This is a genomic window from Devosia sp. MC532, assembly GCF_016461625.1.
GTDB lineage: Bacteria > Pseudomonadota > Alphaproteobacteria > Rhizobiales > Devosiaceae > Devosia.
This window is the reverse complement of sequence record NZ_JAEMNZ010000010.1, coordinates 12,020-32,157: the sequence shown is the minus strand read 5'-3', so window position 1 is coordinate 32,157 and position 20,138 is coordinate 12,020. Positions and strand designations below refer to the sequence as shown.

20 protein-coding genes are annotated in these 20,138 nt (G+C 56.7%); 4 read left to right on the top strand and 16 right to left on the bottom strand.

Annotated features, from left to right (window positions below):
* Positions 1-24 precede the first annotated feature (24 nt).
* The 4 genes from JHC09_RS12890 to JHC09_RS12875 are packed head-to-tail and all read left to right on the top strand — an operon-like array spanning position 25 to position 3,522.
* Entirely contained in the window at positions 25-774 is a 750-nt protein-coding gene (locus tag JHC09_RS12890) for a transporter substrate-binding domain-containing protein (RefSeq protein ID WP_169195745.1), read from the top strand.
* Positions 775-834: 60 nt separating this feature from the next.
* Positions 835-1,647 carry an ABC transporter permease subunit gene (locus JHC09_RS12885; protein WP_199532251.1) on the top strand — a complete coding sequence of 271 codons (813 nt, stop codon included), beginning with the start codon at positions 835-837 and terminating at the stop codon, positions 1,645-1,647.
* Positions 1,644-2,381 carry an ABC transporter permease subunit gene (locus tag JHC09_RS12880; RefSeq protein ID WP_199532250.1) on the top strand — a complete coding sequence of 246 codons (738 nt, stop codon included), beginning with the start codon at positions 1,644-1,646 and terminating at the stop codon, positions 2,379-2,381. Before JHC09_RS12885 ends, JHC09_RS12880 begins: the two co-directional genes overlap by 4 nt.
* A gap of 4 nt (positions 2,382-2,385) precedes the next feature.
* A complete protein-coding gene (locus tag JHC09_RS12875; RefSeq protein WP_199532249.1) occupies positions 2,386-3,522 on the top strand; it encodes a succinylglutamate desuccinylase/aspartoacylase family protein in 1,137 nt (378 codons plus the stop codon).
* A gap of 55 nt (positions 3,523-3,577) precedes the next feature.
* On the opposite strand, the gene uxuA is transcribed toward JHC09_RS12875, so the two are convergent.
* From uxuA to sucD, 16 genes are all read right to left on the bottom strand, one after another.
* Positions 3,578-4,792, bottom strand: coding sequence for a mannonate dehydratase (uxuA, locus tag JHC09_RS12870; protein WP_199532248.1), 1,215 nt, complete (start codon positions 4,790-4,792; stop codon positions 3,578-3,580).
* A gap of 137 nt (positions 4,793-4,929) precedes the next feature.
* Complete coding sequence (locus JHC09_RS12865; RefSeq protein ID WP_199532247.1) at positions 4,930-5,547, bottom strand: trimeric intracellular cation channel family protein; 618 nt, start codon at positions 5,545-5,547, stop codon at positions 4,930-4,932.
* Between the two features lie 101 nt (positions 5,548-5,648).
* On the bottom strand, positions 5,649-5,984 hold the full coding sequence (locus tag JHC09_RS12860) for a cupin domain-containing protein (RefSeq protein ID WP_199532246.1): 336 nt from the start codon (positions 5,982-5,984) through the stop codon (positions 5,649-5,651).
* Between the two features lie 4 nt (positions 5,985-5,988).
* Positions 5,989-6,750, bottom strand: a complete 762-nt coding sequence (gene kduD, locus JHC09_RS12855) for a 2-dehydro-3-deoxy-D-gluconate 5-dehydrogenase KduD (protein ID WP_199532245.1) — start codon at positions 6,748-6,750, stop codon at positions 5,989-5,991.
* On the bottom strand, positions 6,750-7,580 hold the full coding sequence (gene kduI, locus JHC09_RS12850) for a 5-dehydro-4-deoxy-D-glucuronate isomerase (RefSeq protein WP_199532244.1): 831 nt from the start codon (positions 7,578-7,580) through the stop codon (positions 6,750-6,752). The genes kduD and kduI overlap by 1 nt, the downstream gene beginning before the upstream one ends.
* Before the next feature lie 12 nt (positions 7,581-7,592).
* Positions 7,593-8,327 carry a FadR/GntR family transcriptional regulator gene (locus JHC09_RS12845; RefSeq protein WP_169195754.1) on the bottom strand — a complete coding sequence of 245 codons (735 nt, stop codon included), beginning with the start codon at positions 8,325-8,327 and terminating at the stop codon, positions 7,593-7,595.
* A gap of 4 nt (positions 8,328-8,331) precedes the next feature.
* Positions 8,332-9,612 (bottom strand): TRAP transporter large permease, encoded by a 1,281-nt coding sequence (locus JHC09_RS12840; protein WP_199532243.1) that lies wholly within the window; start codon positions 9,610-9,612, stop codon positions 8,332-8,334.
* Between the two features lie 5 nt (positions 9,613-9,617).
* Complete coding sequence (locus tag JHC09_RS12835; RefSeq protein WP_199532242.1) at positions 9,618-10,142, bottom strand: TRAP transporter small permease; 525 nt, start codon at positions 10,140-10,142, stop codon at positions 9,618-9,620.
* A gap of 63 nt (positions 10,143-10,205) precedes the next feature.
* A complete protein-coding gene (locus tag JHC09_RS12830) occupies positions 10,206-11,186 on the bottom strand; it encodes a TRAP transporter substrate-binding protein (RefSeq protein ID WP_199532241.1) in 981 nt (326 codons plus the stop codon).
* A 233-nt stretch (positions 11,187-11,419) separates the two neighbouring features.
* Positions 11,420-12,829 carry a dihydrolipoyl dehydrogenase gene (lpdA, locus tag JHC09_RS12825; RefSeq protein WP_199532240.1) on the bottom strand — a complete coding sequence of 470 codons (1,410 nt, stop codon included), beginning with the start codon at positions 12,827-12,829 and terminating at the stop codon, positions 11,420-11,422.
* 19 nt (positions 12,830-12,848) lie between these two features.
* Entirely contained in the window at positions 12,849-13,481 is a 633-nt protein-coding gene (locus JHC09_RS12820; RefSeq protein WP_199532239.1) for a LysE family transporter, read from the bottom strand.
* A gap of 99 nt (positions 13,482-13,580) precedes the next feature.
* Positions 13,581-13,973, bottom strand: a complete 393-nt coding sequence (locus tag JHC09_RS12815) for an MAPEG family protein (protein WP_199532238.1) — start codon at positions 13,971-13,973, stop codon at positions 13,581-13,583.
* A 49-nt stretch (positions 13,974-14,022) separates the two neighbouring features.
* Positions 14,023-14,472 (bottom strand): hypothetical protein, encoded by a 450-nt coding sequence (locus tag JHC09_RS12810; RefSeq protein WP_199532237.1) that lies wholly within the window; start codon positions 14,470-14,472, stop codon positions 14,023-14,025.
* 91 nt (positions 14,473-14,563) lie between these two features.
* Positions 14,564-15,826, bottom strand: a complete 1,263-nt coding sequence (odhB, locus tag JHC09_RS12805; RefSeq protein ID WP_199532236.1) for a 2-oxoglutarate dehydrogenase complex dihydrolipoyllysine-residue succinyltransferase — start codon at positions 15,824-15,826, stop codon at positions 14,564-14,566.
* Between the two features lie 21 nt (positions 15,827-15,847).
* Positions 15,848-18,850, bottom strand: a complete 3,003-nt coding sequence (locus JHC09_RS12800) for a 2-oxoglutarate dehydrogenase E1 component (protein ID WP_199532235.1) — start codon at positions 18,848-18,850, stop codon at positions 15,848-15,850.
* Positions 18,851-19,218: 368 nt separating this feature from the next.
* The gene (sucD, locus tag JHC09_RS12795) at positions 19,219-20,121 is read right to left on the bottom strand and encodes a succinate--CoA ligase subunit alpha (RefSeq protein ID WP_199532234.1); all 903 of its coding nucleotides are present in this window, start codon (positions 20,119-20,121) and stop codon (positions 19,219-19,221) included.
* Between the last annotated feature and the right edge of the window lie 17 nt (positions 20,122-20,138).

Below are 20,138 nucleotides of genomic sequence, written 5' to 3'. Positions count from 1 at the left end.
CCAAGAATAACAGGAGAGAACGTTATGAAGAAAATTATGTTTGCCGCCGTTGCCGCACTTGCGCTGACCGGCGCGGTCTCCGCACAGGAAACCGTCCGTATCGCAACTGAAGGTGCATATGCACCTTGGAACTTCCTTGATGACAACGGCAATGCTGCCGGTTTTGAAATCGAGTTGGGCAATGCAATCTGCGCTGAAGCAGGTCTCACCTGCGAGTGGATCCTGAACGACTGGGATTCGATCATCCCGAACCTGCTCGCTGGCAACTACGACCTGATCATGGCTGGCATGTCGATCACTGAAGAGCGTCTCAAGACGATCGACTTCACCCAGAACTACTTCCCGCCAGATCCGTCCAAGTATGTTGCTATGGCAGCGACCGAGCTTGATTATGCCAACCTCTCCGGCGCCCGCGTTGGCGTTCAGGGCGGCACCATTCAGGCTGGCTATGCCGAAGAACACCACGCGGCCAACAACACCATCATCACCTTCGCGACCGCCGACCAGGCGATGGCCGATCTTGCTGCAGGCAACATCGACACCATCCTCGCCGACGGCGCTTATCTTGAACCAGTCGTTGCAGCTTCTGGCGGCGCGATCGAATTCAAGGGCGAAAACGTGCTCATCGGTGGCGGCGTTGGCGCTGGCGTCCGCAAGGATTCCGAAATCAAGACCAAGGTTGATGACGCGATCACCGCTCTGAAGAAGAACGGCACCGTCGACACCATCATTGCGAAGTGGTTTGAAGGCCACGGCCCATATTTCGCTGAATAAGGCTTAAAGCCCAACATCGGCCTTTCCCGCCATCGGGAAAGGCCTTTTAGAGATTCCCATATGTTCGAAGACTTTGCATTCTGGGTCGCCTACCTCACCAACGGTAAGCACATGACCTGGTACGCCAGCTTTCAGTTTACCGTTATTGCAGCCCTGCTCGGTGGGGCGCTTGCTGTTGTCTTCGGGCTAACTGGCGCGACGCTGAAAAGCTCGCGCTTTCTACCGCTCCGTCTGATTGGGTCCACCTACTCCGCTATCGTTCGCGGCGTCCCAGACATCCTCTTCTTCCTCTTCTTCCCGCTCGCCTTCGAGCAGGGCGTCGAGTGGTTCATCTCCACCCAAGTGTGTAGCGCCGACATGATCGCCGCGCAGAACGCACCTTGGCCTCCGTGTAAGGAAGCTAACTGGTTCCTGGGCACCACCGAATACCTGCTACTCGCAAGCGTTTCCCTAGGCCTCGTCTATGGCGCGTTCGCGACCAACGTCATTCACGGAGCGATGCGGTCCGTGCCCCAAGGCCAGCTTGAAGCGGCGCGTGCCTTTGGCATGTCCTCAAGCCAGGTGTTGTGGCGCGTGCATGTCCGCCAGATGTGGGTCTATGCCCTGCCCGGCCTCTCTAACGTCTGGCTGTTGCTCGTAAAAGCAACCTCGCTGCTCTCGCTCCTACAGATTGCCGATATCGTGCTCTGGGCTGATCGTTTGGGTGCACCAAACTTCCTACCCGCTGTGGGGTTGGTCCACGACGATTGGCGCTGGCGGTATTACCTCGTCCTATTCCTCTTCTACATTTTGGTCACGTGGATTTCCGAACGCGTGTTTGAAGCGATTATGCGCAAGGCCGGCCGTGGTATTCTCAGCGAGGTGGCAGCATGATCCAAGAATTCATCGACGATCTGATCGTGATGGCGCCAGCTGTATTGTACAATCTGTACTTTGCTGCCGCATCGATCCCACTTGGCTTCGGTTTCGCGGTGCTTCTCGCACTTGGCAAAGCCTCGCCCAATAAGCTGATCAACCATCTGTCGCGCGGCTTTATCTACGCCTTCCGAGGTTCGCCGCTCTTCATCCAGTTCTTCATGTTTTATTCGCTGGCGCTCTCGCTGAACCTAAGCCTTTGGCGTCCGTTGGGCATCTCCGGTTTTGTGCTGCACCCGCTGTTCATTGGCCCGCTGGTCCTGACCATCAATACCGCCGCATACACCGCCGAGATTTTCTACGGCGCCTTGCGAGCCGTCCCCAAGGGCGCGATTGAAGCCGCGCGTGCCTATGGCATGAGCCGTTCCCAGCAGTTCCGTCGTGTCATCTGGCCGAACATGATCCGCTTCGCGTGGCCCGCCTACACAAATGAAGTTGTGTTCCTGTTCCACGCGACAGCCATTGTCTATTTCGCCGTGCCGGTGCTGAGCGGTCAGCGCGAACTCATGCTCACCGCTAAGGATTTTGTTGAACGCGACTTCAACGCCTTCCTTCATTTCTCGGCAGCAGCCGTTATCTTCCTAGCTGTCTCGCTGGTCATCTTCGCCATTTTTGGCGTGGTTTATCAGCGTCTCATGCGCCACCTCCCCTCCCAGCCGGGCCTTCGTTTTGCGCCCAAATGGTTCCGCTAAGAACATGACTTTCCAGCAGCACTCCACTGTTGTGGCCGGCGATGCGCCTGGCCACTCAACCACGCTTTATTGGTACACAGTCGGCCCCGAAACGGCCGAGACCAAGGTGCATCTGCAAGCCGCCATGCATGCCGATGAACAGCCCGGCACCATGGCGCTCCATCACCTGCTGCCAATGCTGCGTGATGCCGACGCCAACCGAAAGCTCAACGCTCGCTTTGTTATTTTCCCGTCGGTCAATCCGCTCGGTCTCGACACGCGCGTCCTGCGCCGTCACATCGGTCGCTATGATCTCGGAAGTGGCATCAACTTCAACCGCCGTTGGCCAGACCTTTACCCGGCGATTGCGGACAAAGTTGCCGGCAAGCTCGGGACGAACGGCGCTGAGAACGTCAAGGTTTTGCGTGCTGCAGTTGGGGAATGGCTCGATAGCCAGATCCCACTCACCGCAAACCAGAAGTTGCGAGTTCTGGTCATGAAGTCCGCGCACGACGCTGACATCGTGCTCGACCTGCATTGCGACGACGATAGTCTCCAACATATCTTCACCTCGCCCGAGATGACGGGCCTTCAAGCTTTGGCAGATCGTATGGGTGTGGCAGCAACGCTGACCGCCGAAGACAGCGGCGGCGGCTCTTTCGACGAAGTGCTGCCGAACCTTTACCGTAAAGCTCAAGCCGCCAATCCAAGCCTGCCGATCCCGATGGCCGCTGAAACCGCGACCCTCGAATATCGCGGTCAAGCGGACGTGTTCGACCATATTGGCAGTAAGGACGCTAATGGTCTTTATGGCTTCTTCTGTGATCGCGGCTTGATCAACGACACCGTTGAGCCCGCCAGTCCAGCACCCGCGTTCGTGCCGTTTGAAGCGACAGAGGTTCTGCGCACAGACCGCCCGGGCCTGCTCGCCTATCGCGTTGAGCTTGGCGATGAAGTCAAGAAGGGCGACGTGATCGCCGATCTCATCGCCATGGATGGCCCCGAGGCCTTTATCGCCCGCACGCCAATCACCACCAGCGCCGATGGCTTCGTGCTGTCCCGCGTTATGGCCAAGTATGTGCCTGCAGGTGCCTCCATCGCCAAGATCGTGGGCAAGGAAGTCCTCCCCAGCCGCGCTGGCGGTTACCTACTCGAAGACTAAACACAAAGGGCTGGATCGATGATCCAGCCCTTTCTTATTCCCAGCGCTTATCGGCTTACTTAAGCCCGAACGCGCCGTGCTCCAGCGCGGTGAACACGCCACGCAGCTCCGCCAAGCCCTTCATCCGGCCAATAGTGGGATAGCCCGGCTGCGCCCGGCGACCGAGGTCGTCCAAAATATCCTGACCATGATCCGGACGCATTGGTATCTGCCAATCCTTACGCCCCGCAGCCTTGCGGCGGCGCTCTTCCTTGATCACAGCCGCGATAACCGCAACCATATCCGTATCGCCACCCAAGTGCTCGGCCTCATAGAACGAGCCCATGATATCGTCATTGTCACGCTTGACGTTACGCAGGTGCAGGAAGTGGATCTTTTCAGCAAACTGCTCAACGATGGCTGGCAGATCGTTGTCAGGGCGCGCCCCTAGGGAGCCCGTACAGAACGTCATGCCATTCGCTGGGCTATCCACCGCATCGAGGATAAATTTGTAGTCCTCAGCCGTCGACATGATGCGCGGCAGGCCGAGCAAAGCAAACGGCGGATCATCTGGATGGCAGCACAGCCGCAAGCCAAGGTCTTCCGCTGTTGGCACCACTTCCTCGAGGAAGTGGATAAAGTGCTGGCGGAGCTGATCGCGACTGATTGCACCATATTCGTTGAGATGGGACTGCACATCTTCGAGCGACATCGACTCCGTGGAGCCTGGCAGGCCCATGGTGACGTTTCGAGCGAGCTGCTTCTTGTCGTCTTCCGACATCGCTTCAAAGCGACGCCCTGCCTCATCGGCAATGGCATTCGTGAAGTCTGTCGGCGCGCCAGGGCGCTTGAGAATATGGATATCAAAAGCGGCAAAATCGGCGATATCGAAACGCATGCAGGAGCCGCCATGCGCAACCTGCCAGCGCAGATCAGTCCTCGTCCAATCCAGAACCGGCATGAAATTATAGCAGATCGTCTCGATGCCGCTGTCCGCGAGATTACGCATGGAGATCTTGTAGTTAGCGATATGCTCGCGCCAATCGCCCTTCTGCTTTTTCATGTCCTCCGTAACAGGAAGACTTTCGACCACATCCCAGGTGAGCCCAGAGGCAGAACCGTCCTTACGCGTAGAAATTTCCGCATGGCGTTTAGCGATCTCGTCCTTCGTCCAGACGACACCATTGGGAACGTGGTGCAACGCACTCACAACGCCTTCGGCGCCAGCTTGGGTGATGTCATCGATGCTGGTCAAATCCTTCGGACCAAACCATCTCCATGTCTGTCGCACTTAAGGCTCCATAAACTCGATTGTTCTTGAATGTGATAGGCGCGCACAAACGCCCGCGTGCGGATGCTGCCGCGCACGGGGATCTGGCTCGATATGTGATGGTAATGGACGAGCGCTGGGCGCTCGGTCGCGCTGCCCTACTTGCGCATTTGCCTGTCGTAGACGAAGCGCGGCATTTCCCATTTCAAGGTCAATGCCAACATGCGCAGCGTAAAGCCCACCCCGATGGCTACCGCCGCGGTGAGGTCCGGCGAGAAGTCCAGCATGAGCCCGGCGTAATAGATCGCGCCCGTGATCAGCGAGACGGTCGCATAAAGCTCGCCTTGAAACACCAGCGGAATGTCGTTGCACAGCACATCGCGCAGAATGCCCCCGACGATTCCGGTGATGATGCCCGAGACGATGATGATCATCGGATGCAGGTCGAGTTCCATGGCAATGTTGCAGCCAATGATCGAAAAGACCACCAGTCCGAACGCGTCGAGCGCCAAGAAGGGCCACTTCAACCGATCGACGACGCGCGCCAATGGGATGGTCAGCAAGGCCGCGCCACACACCAGTAGCAGCAGATACGGGTTCGCGACCCAAGTGAGCGGATAGTGGCCGATTAGAACGTCCCGCATGCTGCCCCCGCCAAGCGCGGTGACACAAGCGATGAGGCACACGCCAAACCAATCCATGTTCCGACGACCCGCGGCCAGCGCCGCTGTCATGGCTTCGGCAGTAATGGCGATATAGAATGCAATAAGCAGCATGGCCAGCCTGTGGGTGGACGGAAGAATCTGCGGCCACTGTACGGGACCGCATGTCCTCTGTCTCACCCATCGTTTTGGCACAAGTGTTCACAGCGGATCGCTTACAGAAAATCAGCGCGGTGCGGCGTGAACACATCAACCAGCCGCCCCTTCTCAAGCGCGACGACGCCATGCACCAAACCGGACGGCACAATAAAGCTGCCCCCCTGCCCCACGATCTCTGTTTTGCCGTCGATCGTCACCTCAAAGGAGCCTTCGGCGACATAGCTCACCTGAATATGCGGGTGGCTATGCAATGCGCCGATAGCCCCTTTTTCGAAGCCAAATTCGACCTGCATCATTTCCGGGGTATGGATCAGCACACGGCGCGTATTGCCGGGCGACAATTCGATCCATTCACTGGCGTTCGGCTGAGCAAAAAACGCTTGTTGAATCATGTCGTTACCTCGCTAGCCAGCCGCCATCCACGGGGATCGTCGCCCCATGCACGTAATTGGAAGCCGGTGCCAAAAGAAAAACTGCTGCATCACCAATGTCCGACGAAACGCCCCAGCGACCCGCCGGAATACGCCCCAAGATCGACGCCGACCGGTCTGGATCATTGCGCAGCGCTTCAGTGTTATTGGTCTCGATATAACCGGGCGCGATAGCATTCACATTGATGCCCTTGGCCGCCCACTCATTGGCCAGAAGCTTGGTGATGCCCATCACGCCTGACTTGGACGCCGTGTAGCTCGCAACGCGAATACCGCCCTGATAGCTCAACATCGACGCAATATTGACGATCCGCGCTTGTCGCCCCTCGGCTAGGGCTTTGCGCCCCAACGACTGGCAGAGGAAAAACACCGTCTTGAGATTTACATCCATGACGCTGTCCCAGTCCTCTTCCGAGAAGTGGACTGCATCAACGCGCTTGATGATCCCGGCATTGTTGACCAAGCCATGGATTGGGCCGTAATCCGCCCAAGCTGCGTCAAACATACCCTGCGCGGCGCTGGGTGAGCTCAGGTCAGATTGAACGGCGATAAAGCCTGAACCCTGAGCCTCCATTATGGACGCTGTCTCATCCATGGTGGAACGCCCAACACCGATGACCCGACCACCGGCCCGGCCAATGCTGAGCGCAATGCCCTGGCCAATGCCTGTGTTGGCACCAGTCACCATCACGGTCTTGCCCGAAAGGCTAAACGCGGACAGGTCCATTAGTAGAGATCTCCCATCTCTACCTTTTCAATGTCGGTGTAATCGACATTGTCGCCCGCCATCGCCCAGATGAAGGTGTAAGCGCCCGTGCCTACGCCGGAATGGATGGACCAAGGCGGCGAGATAACAGCCTCTTCGTTGCGAACGATGAGATGGCGGGTTTCTTCTGGCTCGCCCATCAGGTGAATGACAAAAGCATCCGGCTTTAGGTCGAAATAGAGATAGGCCTCCATGCGGCGGTCATGCACGTGAGCGGGCATGGTGTTCCACACAGAGCCGGGCGCGAATTGGGTAAGACCGACGACAAGCTGGCAGGTCTTCACACTGTCAGCATTGACGTATTGGAAGATTGTCCGCTCATTGGCGGTATCCGCAGCGCCTGCTTCCAAGCGTTTAGCACCGGACTGCTGTAACAACTTTGTCGGATAGGACGCGTGGGCTGGTGCGCTGAGGAGATAGAACTTTGCGCCCTCTCCCGCGAACTGAACGTCTTTATTACCCATGCCAATGTAGAGCATGTCGCGCGACCCAACCGCGTGGTTTTCGCCGTCGACGACGATTGTGCCTGGTGCGCCAATATTCACGGCGATCAGCTCGCGGCGATCTAGGAAGTTTTCCGTGCCTGTCGGCTTGATGGGCAGGAGTGCCAGGGGGGCGCCAGCAGGCACCGCGCTGCCGACGGCCATACGATCATAGTGTGTGTAAACCCAACGCACCGTGTCCGGTTCGAACAGGTCTTCAACCAAGAAGGCGTCGCGTAGCTCCTCAGTGCCCATTACCGATGCGGCAATCGGATCGATAGCAAAGCGAATTTCGTACTCAGTGCTCATGACAGTCCTCACTTAGTTCTGTTCGTCCAACCGCTGGCGATAGCGCTGCTGGCTGCGAGATAGGTGGTCGCGCATGGCCTCACGCGCGGCGTCTTCGTTTTGGTCGCATATCGCGTTCAGGATGGCGCGATGCTCTTCATGCAACCCGGCTTGATAGTCGTAAGTCAGTACGCTCTCTGTGCCCCAAGGAGAGGCAACATCGCAGGGTATGGTTCGGCTACCGAGCGCCTCCAGCACCTCAAGATAGAAAGGGTTGTTGGTCGCCGACGCGATGGATCGGTGAAATGCGAAATCCGTGCGCCCGGTTGGGGTCCCTTGCTCCAGAAGACGCCCGAACTCATTGAACGTTTCCCGCATCTCTGCTTCTTGGCTCGAGCTACGGCGCACCGCCGCCAAGCCAGCCGCTTCGATCTCAATCCCCATACGCACTTCAAGAACATTGAGGGCGACCGAAATTTTGTGCGTTCCGGCACCACCCAAGGCACTGAACGTCGAGGCAGCGTTGGCCATGACGTAGAGCCCTGCCCCCTGCCGAGGTTCAACGATCCCATCAGCGGCCAAAGCAGCAATTGCTTCACGGATGACCGTGCGGCTAACGCCAAAAACACTTGTTAGCTTGGCTTCACTGGGAAGCTTGGCGCCAGGAACAAACTCCCCGGCCCCAATTCTTTGCCGCAATGTCTCTGCGACCACTGACGCAAGCTTGGGTTTGCGGGCGCGCTCGGCGCCCGCTTCTTGCAAAGCCATGACATCACCGGAACAGGCTTGGGAGCCAAAGCGACAGCGCCGGAATATACGTAACCAGACCCAAGACGATCAGGCCAGCAAGATAGAAGGGCCAAATGCTCTTCATCGCTTCCCAGACCGTTATCTTCCCCACCGCAGCGGCGACAAACTGCACAGGTCCAAGGGGCGGGGTGTTCAAGCCAATGCCTAGGTTGAGGATCATGATCACCCCGAAGTGCACCGGGTTCACACCAAAGGCCGTAACCATCGGAAGGAAGATCGGCGTGGTGATGATGATCAGCGGCCCCATGTCCATAAAGGTACCGAGCAGCAACAAGACGACGTTGATCAGCAGCAGCACCATGAGCGGGTCTTGGGTGATGTTGGAGATCATCTCCGTCAGGATCGGAGCGACACGCAGGTAAGCCATAAGCCAACCGAACGAGGCAGCAGCACCAATGATGAACAACACCATCGAGGTCGTACGTACGGCACCCAGAACTGCGTGAACAAACTCACCCCAGCTCAGGCTACGATAGACGAACAGTGTCACAAGCAGCGCATAAATCACCGCGATGCACGAGCTTTCCGTCGCCGTGAACATTCCTGAACGCACGCCACCGAAGATGATGACAATCAGCATCAGGCCGGGGATGGAAATGAGGAAATACTGGAAGGCCTTACGGAAACCAGGAAATGGCTCAGTCGGATACCCGCGCTTCACAGCCACGAGGTAAGCCGTGATCATCAGCGCAACGGCGAGCAAGAGGCCCGGAATAATGCCAGCAGTGAACAGATCCGCAATTGAGATACGACCACCGCCCGAGAGCGAGTAAATGATCATATTGTGCGACGGCGGCAGCAACAGAGCGATCAAAGCCGCCATTGAGGTGACGTTCACCGCATAGTCAGCACCGTAGCCACGTTCCTTCATTTGCGGGATCATGATCCCGCCAACCGCCGCCGCTTCAGCGACAGCAGAACCGGAAATACCACCAAACAAAGTCGATGCAGCCACGTTCACTTGGCCAAGGCCGCCTCGGACGTGTCCAATAATGGACCCCGCAAAGGCGATAATGCGTGCAGCAATGCCACCGCGCATCATGAGATCGCCAGCGAAGATGAAGAACGGAATAGCCAGAAGCGTAAAGCCCGCTAGCCCCGAGTTGAGCTGCTGAAACACCACCATCGCTGGGCGTCCCAGATAGAGTACGGTCGCAAAGCTAGCGATACCCAGACAGAAGGCAATTGGCGTACCGACCAGCATGAGCGCGGTGAAAACACCGAAAAGGATCCAGTATTCCATGGTGTTTAGGCCTCAGTCACGAGTTCAGAAACGGGTTCATCGATGGGTTCACCAGCCCAGCGCTGTAGGAGGCGCTCAAGCGAGAACAGACACATCAGAACACCCGAAATAACGACGGGGAGGTAGGTCATCGTCTGCGGCACGTGCAGAACGGGAATGGTCACCGTCCAACCACGGATGGCCAGAAGTGCGCCGTAGTAAATCATGCCTGAAGCGAATGCGAAAACCGCAACGTCACTGATCGACCGCAGTACACCCTTTGCCGTTGGGGGCAAAACATAGATCAAGACGTCAAAACCCATATGGAAGTTTTCGCGAACACCAACAGCTGCGCCCAAGAAAATCGTCCAGCTCATCAACATAATGGCGGTCGCCTCAGTCCAAGGCGGCGACGAATTCATCGCGTAGCGCATAAAGACTTGATAGAAGACGATGGCAGTCATGACGACAATGCCAATACCAGCAAGCCAAAGCGCGGCAGTCGAGAGCCCTCTCAGCAGCATGCTGAAAGTGGGGAGCCATGTTTTCATAGGATGTCCTCCGCAGGGTGGAAACCGGGCCCGCGACTTTTGCGGGCCCGGTGCGTACGGGTTTTAGCCCTCGGTTGCCTGAATGCGGGCAACCAGATCCTGCAGCTTTGGATCGGTAACGTACTTGTCGTAGACAGGCTTCATCGCTTCGATGAACGGCGCCTTATCAACTTCGTTGATGGTTGCACCCAGCGCTTCTACAGCGGCCTTGGATTCAATTTCCTTCGCCTGCCAGAGTTCACGCTGGTAAGCGACAGATTCCTTGGCAGCATCGCGCATCGCCTGCTGGGTCTCTGCGTCCAGTCCGTCCCAAACAACCTTGGAAACGACCAGTACTTCTGGAACCATCAAGTGTTCGTCGAGCGAGAAGAACTTGGCAACTTCAGCGTGACCGGCAGTGTCATAGCTGGGGTAATTGTTTTCAGCACCGTCGATAACGCCGGTCTGAATGCTGGAGTACACTTCGCCATATGGCATTGGCGTCGCGTTACCGCCGAGAGCGCCAACCATGTCGACGAAGATATCCGACTGCATCACGCGGAACTTCATGCCGGACATATCAGCTGGGGACGTGATCGGCTTGGAGCTGTTGTAGAACGAGCGCGCACCGCCGTCGTAAAAGTTCAGCGCAACAACGTCCACCTTGTCGAAGGCCGCGAGAATTTCTTCGCCGATTGGACCGTCGAGAACGTTATGGAAGTGCTCAGTGGAGCGGAAAATATAAGGAAGCTGCGTTACGGTCGCTTCTGGAACCTGCGTATTGAAAGCGCCAATCGAGATGCGGTTCATGTCGATGACACCGAACTGCGTCTGCTCGATGGTATCAGCTTCACCACCCAATTGCGCGGAGTGGAACACTTCTACGCTGTACTTCCCGCCGGTCTTTTCCGAGAGAAGTTCGCCGAACTTCTTGACGGCTTCAACGGTTGGGTAGCCATCAGGATGGGTATCGGACGAGCGCAACACAGTCTGTGCGCTAGCAGCTGAAACCATCAGGCTGGAGACAACGAAGGCCAGAATAGCCTTCTTCTGCATATGGAACATATAGAACCTCCCTAGGTGCTCTTAGGCTCGTATCCTCATATCGAGCCCCCGGCGTTTACCGCCCATATCATCTAGTATGCAAGACGATACTAAGCCAACTTGTATGGAAGTATAAAAACCGAGTCAACAGACAAGTTTTAGAATTTGTATGACGACTAAATCTCTAGACCAAACAAAAAGCCCCCAAACCGCATAGGCTTGGAGGCTCAAAACGCAAATTGTAGCGCGAAGCTTTAGATATGAATTGCGCCGTCGCCGAGGGAAAGCGCGGCCTCCCGGATCGCCTCAGAAAGCGTCGGATGCGCGTGCGTTGTGCGCGCAAGATCTTCCGATGCGCCGGAGAATTCCATGAGCGTTACAAGCTCATGGATCATCTCGCCAGCGTTCTTGCCGATGATATGCGCGCCAAGCACGCGGTCAGTTTCAACGTCTGCAAGAATTTTAACAAAGCCTTGCGTCGACATCATCGCCTTGGCGCGACCATTTGCGGTGAAGGGGAACTTGCCGATCTTGTAATCGACGCCTTCAGCCTTGAGCTCATCTTCCGTCTTACCGACGGTCGCCACTTCCGGATTGGTGTAAACCACACCCGGGATAGCTGCGTAATTCACGTGGCCGGCCTGACCGGACAGAATTTCGGCAACCGCAATGCCTTCGTCTTCCGCCTTATGCGCCAGCATTGGGCCAGCAATGACGTCGCCGATTGCATAAATGCCATCGACCGAGCTCTTGTAATGGCCATCCACTTGAACACGGCCACGCTCGTCAACAGCTACGCCGACGATATCGAGGCCCAGCCCCTCGGTGTTCGCCTTACGGCCGATGGCAACCAATGCAACGTCAGCACTCAGCACTTCGGCTGCCCCACCCTGTGCGGGTTCGACACGAACCTTGATGGAGCCATCTTCCTCGCGATCAACACCAGCGACCTTGCTCGACAGCTTGAATTCCATACCCTGCTTCTGCAGCATCCGCTGGAACTGGCGCGCGACTTCGCTGTCCATGCCTGGCAAAATACGGTCGAGATATTCAACAACGGTCACCTGAGCGCCAAGACGCATCCACACCGAGCCGAGTTCCAGGCCAATGACACCAGCACCAATCACCACGAGCTTGTTCGGCACAGCCTGAAGTTCAAGCGCGCCTGTCGAGGTGACAACGGTTTCCTCGTCGATCTCGATGCCCGGCAGGTTAGCAGAGACCGATCCGGTGGCGATCACGATGTTCTTCGTCAGAATTTCAGTCTGAGCACCAGACTGCGGCGTGACCAGCACCTTGCCCGCAGCAGGGATTGAGCCAATTCCGCGGAATACGGTGATCTTGTTTTTCTTGAAGAGATACTCAACGCCACCAACGTTGGATGACACCACGTCGGCCTTGTGGTTCATCATCTGGGGCAAGTTCAGCTTCGGCGTCGAAATATCGATGCCGAGCGCCTTAAAATTGTGGTTCGCTTCTTCGAAAAGCTCAGAGGCGTGCAACAGCGCCTTCGATGGGATGCAGCCGATGTTGAGGCACGTCCCGCCGAGGGTTTGCCATTTCTCGACAACGGCCACCTTCATACCAAGCTGAGCGGCGCGGATCGCGCACACATACCCGCCGGGGCCCGAACCGATGATGGTAAGGTCGAATTGGTCTGCCATTGTTTAAGCCTCAATGAGTTCAGCGCTGCTGCGCGATGGCGACTCGAAACGCCAGCGCAAGGAAGGTTATGCCGGTAACCCGATTGAACCACCGGCCGACACGGTAAAAGCCCTGTCGAACACTGGCTGTCGTAAAGAAAAACGACACCAATGCGAACCAGGTAAAAAGCATTAGGCTCATACTTCCCACGTAGAAAACCTTGGTCTCAAAACCCGTACGGACCGAGACTAAGGACGTGAAGAGAGCCAAGAAAAACAGTACCGCCTTGGGGTTAAGAAGATTGGTCAAAAACCCTAAGGCAAACGCGCCAAGATCGCTCGTCGCTGCATCATCGTTCGCGCCAATTTCTGGCGCTTTGGGCGGCGGACTGCGCAGGGCCGAAATGGCGAGCCAAACGAGATACGCGACGCCGGCCCACTTCAAAACGTTGAACAACAACAAAGACTGCCCAACGATCAAACCAACGCCCAAAAGCGTATAGGTGCCATGGACCAGAATGGATGCGGCGATACCAGCGGATGTGAAGAGCGCGGCGCGGCGGTTGTGCACTACGGCTTGGCGTAGAACCATAGCGAAATCCGCGCCGGGAATAACGGCGTTGATACCGAAGGCCAACATGAGGCCTGCGAATTCAAACCACGGAAAGCTCATCAACCCGCCCTTCAAACGGCCACGACAAGGGTTATACGAGCCAACGTCCCATCACAACGCCAGCATGGTCAAGTGCCCCTGCCCGTTTAGCATGGCAGTTTAGAAAGCAACGCCGACGAACATCAAGATCAGGCCAATTAAAGACACGACCCAGATCATTGAGCGCAATTGCTTTACGTCAATAAAATAGGCGGGCAGATAAGCGCAACGTGCCCAGAACCACAAATGAACTCCCCACTGGGTCAAGCCATCACTGCGGCCTGAAACTTCCGTCGCAATGGCGAGGGCCACAAAGACAGCATAAGTTTCGAGGAAATTGGCGAGTGCTTTTTGCGCTCTAGCGTTAAGCTTGCTCGGTGGGGGCACATTTTCATCGCGCTGGCTGTTGGCGTAATCCACGCCATAATCAACCCGATAAAACGTTGACTGCACGAACAAATAGACCAGCGCCAGCGCGGCGCTCCAAACGAGATAAGTCAACTCTATCGACATAGTACCCTCCTGCGATGTCTGGATACTACGCCGATAAAGCGCGTTTGGTTCAACCTGCGGAAATTTCTTGTGCCTGCTTCAAGACACTGGGCAGCTGTTTATCAATATCGAGGGTGCCACTCTGCACCTGCTCCAAGAACGTTTTGCAGAACACATCCTTGTCGCCCGCCTGATTGAAGGCCGACATGATTTGGCTGCCGCCATAAGTTTCAGCAGCTTGTTGTTGCCCTTCAGCAGCGCCCCCAAGGCGCGTGATGACTCGATCCGCCAAGTCTAAATAGCTGATGTTGCGCAGATACCAGTTGGCCGCCGCGTCCTTATAGATCGGGTCGAGGCCTGTATTCTCGTAGCAATGGGTCGTCATGGCATCGACGATAGCCTTCGAGCCATGGAATGCCATCAACTCGCCGATCAGTGGCGTGTTGCTGGCTGGTTCCTGAGCGGAAATCGTAAAGGGAAACAAGGATAGTGCGGCGACACACAATACAAACCGTCGCAAAATTATCTCCAAAACTACTCAACCGCGGTCCGGCAACACACACGAAAAAGGCCCGCCGAAGCGGGCCTTTTGAAAGCGCAATTGTGACCTTTTAGAGGTCGAGAACGAGACGCTCTGGGGATTCCAAGCTTTCCTTGACGCGAACCAAGAAAGTCACGGCTTCCTTACCGTCAACAATTCGGTGATCGTAGCTAAGCGCGAGGTACATCATCGGACGGATGACGATCTGACCGCCAACCACAACTGGACGTTCCTGGATCTTGTGCATGCCCAGAATGCCGGACTGCGGTGCGTTCAGGATCGGGGTCGACATCAGCGAGCCATAAACACCACCGTTAGAGATGGTGAAAGTGCCGCCCTGCATGTCTGCCATCGACAGCTGCCCGTCGCGTGCCTTCTTGCCGAGGTTGCCGATTTCCTTTTCGATCTCAGCAATCGACATCTGATCCGCGTTACGAACAACAGGAACCACCAGCCCCTTGTCGGTGCCAACGGCAACGCCAATGTGAGCGTACTTCTTGTAGATCAGCTCATCGCCGTCGATCTCAGCATTTACAGCTGGGATTTCCTTGAGAGCCTGCACGACGGCCTTGGTGAAGAAGCCCATGAAGCCGAGCTTTACGCCATGCTTCTTTTCAAAGAGGTCCTTGTAGCGTGCGCGCATGTCCATAACAGGCTGCATGTCCACTTCGTTGAAAGTGGTCAGCATAGCGGCCGTGTTCTGTGCATCCTTTAGACGACGGGCGATGGTCTGGCGCAGACGTGTCATCTTCACGCGTTCTTCGCCGGCCGCATCATCTGGATTGGACGGTGCGCGTGGTGCAGCAGCAGGAGCCGGTGCAGCAGCAGCAGGCGCGGCGGCCACAGCAGCAGGGCGCGCCAGCGAAGCCAACACGTCTTCCTTCAGAACCTGACCGGCTTTGCCGGAACCAGCGATTGAGCCTGCGTCGAGGCCCTTTTCGTTGATCATCTTCTGAGCAGAGGGGGTCGGTGCACGGTCAGTTGCAGCCGCTGCTGGCTTAACAGGCTCTGGACCGGCGGCATTGGCCGCTGGAACTTCGCTCTTTGCAGGAGTCGGTGCGGCTGCTGCAGCCGGAGCTGAAACTGCAGCACCAGTGCCCACGCCAATCGCGCCGAGCAGAGCGCCAACGTCCACTGTCGCGCCGCTTTCTGCAACAATAGCTTCGAGCACGCCCGATGCCGGTGCGGGCACTTCGATAGTGACCTTATCGGTTTCGAGCTCCACCAGTGGTTCATCGGCGGTGACGGTGTCACCAACCTTCTTGTACCACTGACCAATAGTGGCTTCAGATACGCTTTCGCCCAGGGTCGGGACACGGATTTCAGTCGACATATTTGTTGTCCTTGTACTGGTTTACTTAGCGAATGCGTCGTCGAGGAAGGCTTGCAGCTGCGCAAGGTGCGTACGCATCAGACCCGTTGCCGGCGATGCTGCGGCCGGACGACCGACGTAGCGAACGCGCTGGCCTTCACGACCAATCTGGTCAAATACCCATTCAACATAAGGTTGGATGAACGCCCAAGCACCCATATTGCGGGGCTCTTCCTGACACCAAACAACGTCAGCATTAGGGAAGCGGCTCAACTCATCGTGGAGAGCCTTCGCCGGGAACGGATAAAGTTGCTCAACGCGCAGCAGGTAGACGTCGTCAATGCCACGCTTTTCGCGGTCTTCCAGCAGGTCGTAATAGACCTTACCAGTACACAGCACCACGCGACGAATCTTTTCGTCTGACGTGAGGCGGATCGTGGTCTTTGGCAGCCCTGGTGCTTCAGCATCGTCCCAGAGGAGACGGTGGAAGCAGCTATCTGGCCCAAGTTCGACCAAGCCAGAAACGGCACGCTTGTGACGCAGCAGGCTCTTTGGCGTGAACAGGATCAACGGCTTACGGAAGTCGCGTTTCAGCTGACGGCGCAGGACGTGGTAATAGTTCGCTGGCGTCGTGCAGTTGGCGACCTGCATATTGTCTTCCGCGCAAAGCTGCAAGAAACGCTCCGGACGCGCCGAAGAGTGCTCTGGGCCCTGCCCTTCGTAGCCGTGCGGCAGCAGCATCACGAGGCCCGACATGCGGAACCACTTGCGTTCACCCGAAGAGATGAACTGGTCGATAACGACCTGCGCACCGTTCACAAAGTCACCGAACTGCGCTTCCCAAAGGGTCAGAGCGCGCGGCTCTGCCAGTGAGTAGCCATATTCAAAGCCCAGAACAGCCTCTTCCGACAGCATCGAGTTGATGACTTCGTAGCGGGACTGGTCAGCCGACAGATTGTTGAGCGGGGTGTAGGTCTTGTTCTCAACCTGCTGATCGTTCAACACCGAGTGGCGCTGGCTAAAGGTGCCGCGTTCACAGTCCTGGCCCGAGAGTCGGACTGGGTGACCTTCAGTCACCAGCGTACCGAACGCCAGTGCTTCTGCCGTTGCCCAATCAATGCCTTCGCCGCTTTCAATCGCGCCAAGACGGTTGTCCATAAAGCGCTTAACGGTCTTGTGGACGTTGAAGTCAGCCGGAACGGTGGTCAGCTTGGTGCCGATATCGTGCAGAACATCGAGCCCAACGCCGGTTTGACCGCGTCGTGGGCCTTCGAGCTCAGCTGGCTTGAAATCCTTCCAAGCGCCATCGAGCCAGTCAGCCTTGTTCGGACGGTAGTCTTGGCCCGCTTCAAACTCAGCTTCAAGGTTCGCTTTCCAGTCCGCCTTGATCTTCTCGATCTCGGCAGCCGAATAGAGACCTTCCGCAACGAGCTTGTCCGAATAGATCTCCAGCGTCGACTTATGCGAGCGGATCTTGGAATACATCAAAGGCTGCGTGAAGCTTGGCTCATCGCCTTCGTTGTGGCCGAAGCGACGGTAGCAGAACATGTCGATAACAACTGGCTTACCGAACTTCTGACGATACTCAACAGCGACCTTGGCGGCAAAAACCACAGCTTCCGGATCGTCACCATTCACATGGAACACCGGCGCTTCGATCATCTTGGCAACGTCGGTCGGATAAGGCGACGAACGCGAATACATCGGGCTCGTGGTAAAACCGATCTGGTTGTTGATCACAAAATGGATCGAACCACCAGTACGGTGCCCCTTAAGGCCCGACAGACCCAAACATTCGGCGATGACGCCCTGCCCAGCAAAGGCCGCGTCGCCGTGGATCAACAGCGGAAGAACCACAGAACGGTCGGGCTTTGCCGACTGGTCCATGTTCACCAGCTTCGCATCAGGCGCGATAAATTTATCCTGCTTAGCGCGAGCCTTGCCCAACACTACAGGATCAACAATCTCAAGGTGAGATGGGTTTGCCGTCAGCGACAGGTGAACCTTGTTGCCATCGAACTCACGGTCCGACGATGCACCAAGGTGGTACTTCACGTCGCCCGAACCTTCGACGTCTTCTGGGTAGAATGCACCACCCTTAAACTCATGGAACAGCGCGCGATGCGGCTTGGCCATGACTTGCGTCAGCACGTTCAAACGACCACGGTGTGCCATGCCAAGGACGATGTCCTTGATCCCGAGCGCGCCACCGCGCTTGATGATCTGTTCCAGCGCAGGAATGGTGCTTTCGCCGCCATCAAGGCCAAAGCGCTTGGTGCCGGTATACTTCACGTCGAGGAATTTCTCGAAGCCTTCAGCTTCTACCAGCTTGTTCAGGATCGCCTTCTTGCCTTCCGGCGAGAAGGTAATTTCCTTATCTGGACCCTCGATCCGCTCCTGCAGCCACTGCTTGGCTTCCGGATCGGAGATGTGCATGAACTCGATACCCATCGTGCCGCAATAGGTGCGCTGCAGAATGGCGAGCATTTCTGGAAGCGTCGCGTATTCGAGGCCCAGATAGTTATCGATGAAAATCTTGCGGCTGTAGTCAGCATCAGTGAAGCCGTAGCTTGCCGGATCGAGTTCCGGAGCTGGCTCCTTTGCGAGCATGCGCAGCGGGTCGAGATCGGCATGCAAGTGACCGCGCATACGGTAAGCACGGATCATCATGATGGCGCGAATACTGTCGCGTGTGGCCTGCAGCACGTCTGCCGTGCTTGGCGCGGGCTTACCCTCGGTGGTAGCCTTTTTCGCAGCAGCCTTTTCGGTCTTTACCGCGATTTCGCCCCAGTTGCCGTCAAGTGCAGCAACAAGGTCGCCACTCTCGGCCTTCGGCCAATCAGCGCGTCCCCAGCTCGGGCCATCGGCATTCTTCTGTGCGTCTGCCGGACTGTCGTCCAAGCGCGCAAAGAAATTCTGCCAAGTCTCATCGACGCTGGAAGGATCGCTTTTATAGCGAGAGAAAAGTTGTTCGATGTAGTCGGCGTTGCCCCCATACAAGAAGGAGGTCAGTAAGAACGTCTCGTTCTTTTCCTGTCGTGTCATCGCTTTTTGTGCGAGGCGCTCGCCCCGCCATCCTTTAAAACGAGCCGGTGAACCGGCCTTAACGCGGTCCTTAATTTCGATCGGATACTGACCGCTTATCCTTAGTATCCTGTTAAGTGAGCACACCCTGAGCAGGTGTGCGGCTCAATTTCGAACGACCTTGGCCTAATTGACGGCTAGCATCGTTCTAAATGACACGCGGCATATGCTTGTCGCGCCCCAGACAAACCCGAGCGGGCCTGCGGTATATTTCGTTATCCAGCCTAGGCGAGAAAAGACAACTTCACTGACCTAGTGGGATTATTTTCCACCCAACCGCCTTTGAAAGGCGATTGGGTCTAATTCATGTCCGAGCCTGCGCGAAGCGCTTAGCCCTTGAGCACTTCCACAAGAGTGGTGCCCAGACGCGCTGGCGATGGCGAAACGCGAATACCAGCAGCTTCCATGGCAGAAATCTTGGATTCTGCATCGCCCTTGCCGCCCGAAACCACAGCGCCAGCATGGCCCATGGTACGGCCCTTCGGAGCCGTGCGGCCAGCGATAAAGCCAGCCATTGGCTTCTTACGACCCTTCTTGGCTTCGTCGATCAGGAACTGTGCAGCGTCTTCTTCAGCCGAACCGCCGATTTCACCGATCATGATGATCGATTCAGTAGCGTCGTCAGCAAGGAACATTTCCAAGACGTCGATGAACTCAGTGCCCTTAACTGGGTCGCCACCGATACCAACTGCCGTGGTCTGACCCAGACCTTCATTCGACGTCTGGAACACAGCTTCATAGGTCAGTGTGCCGGAGCGCGAAACGATACCGACCGAACCCTTGCGGAAGATCGAGCCAGGCATAATGCCGATCTTGCATTCTTCTGGGGTCAGGATACCTGGGCAGTTCGGGCCCAAAAGGCGCGACTTAGAACGGTCAAGGCGAGCCTTGACGCGCACCATGTCAGCCACCGGAATACCTTCGGTGATGCAGGTGATGAATGGGATTTCCGCCTCAATGGCTTCGATGATCGCGTCAGCCGCGCCAGCAGGCGGCACATAGATCACCGATGCGTCTGCACCAGTGCGTTCCTTGGCTTCTGCAACGGTGGCGAAGATCGGCAGGTTTTCGCCACCAGCGCCGGTCCAGGTTTCGCCACCCTTCTTGGGGTGAATACCGCCGACCATCTGCGTGCCATAGTAAGCCAGCGCCTGCTCGGTGTGGAACGTGCCGGTCTTGCCGGTCAGGCCCTGAACGAGGATCTTGGTCTCTTTATTGACGAGAATAGACATTGTTTCCGGTCCTCTAA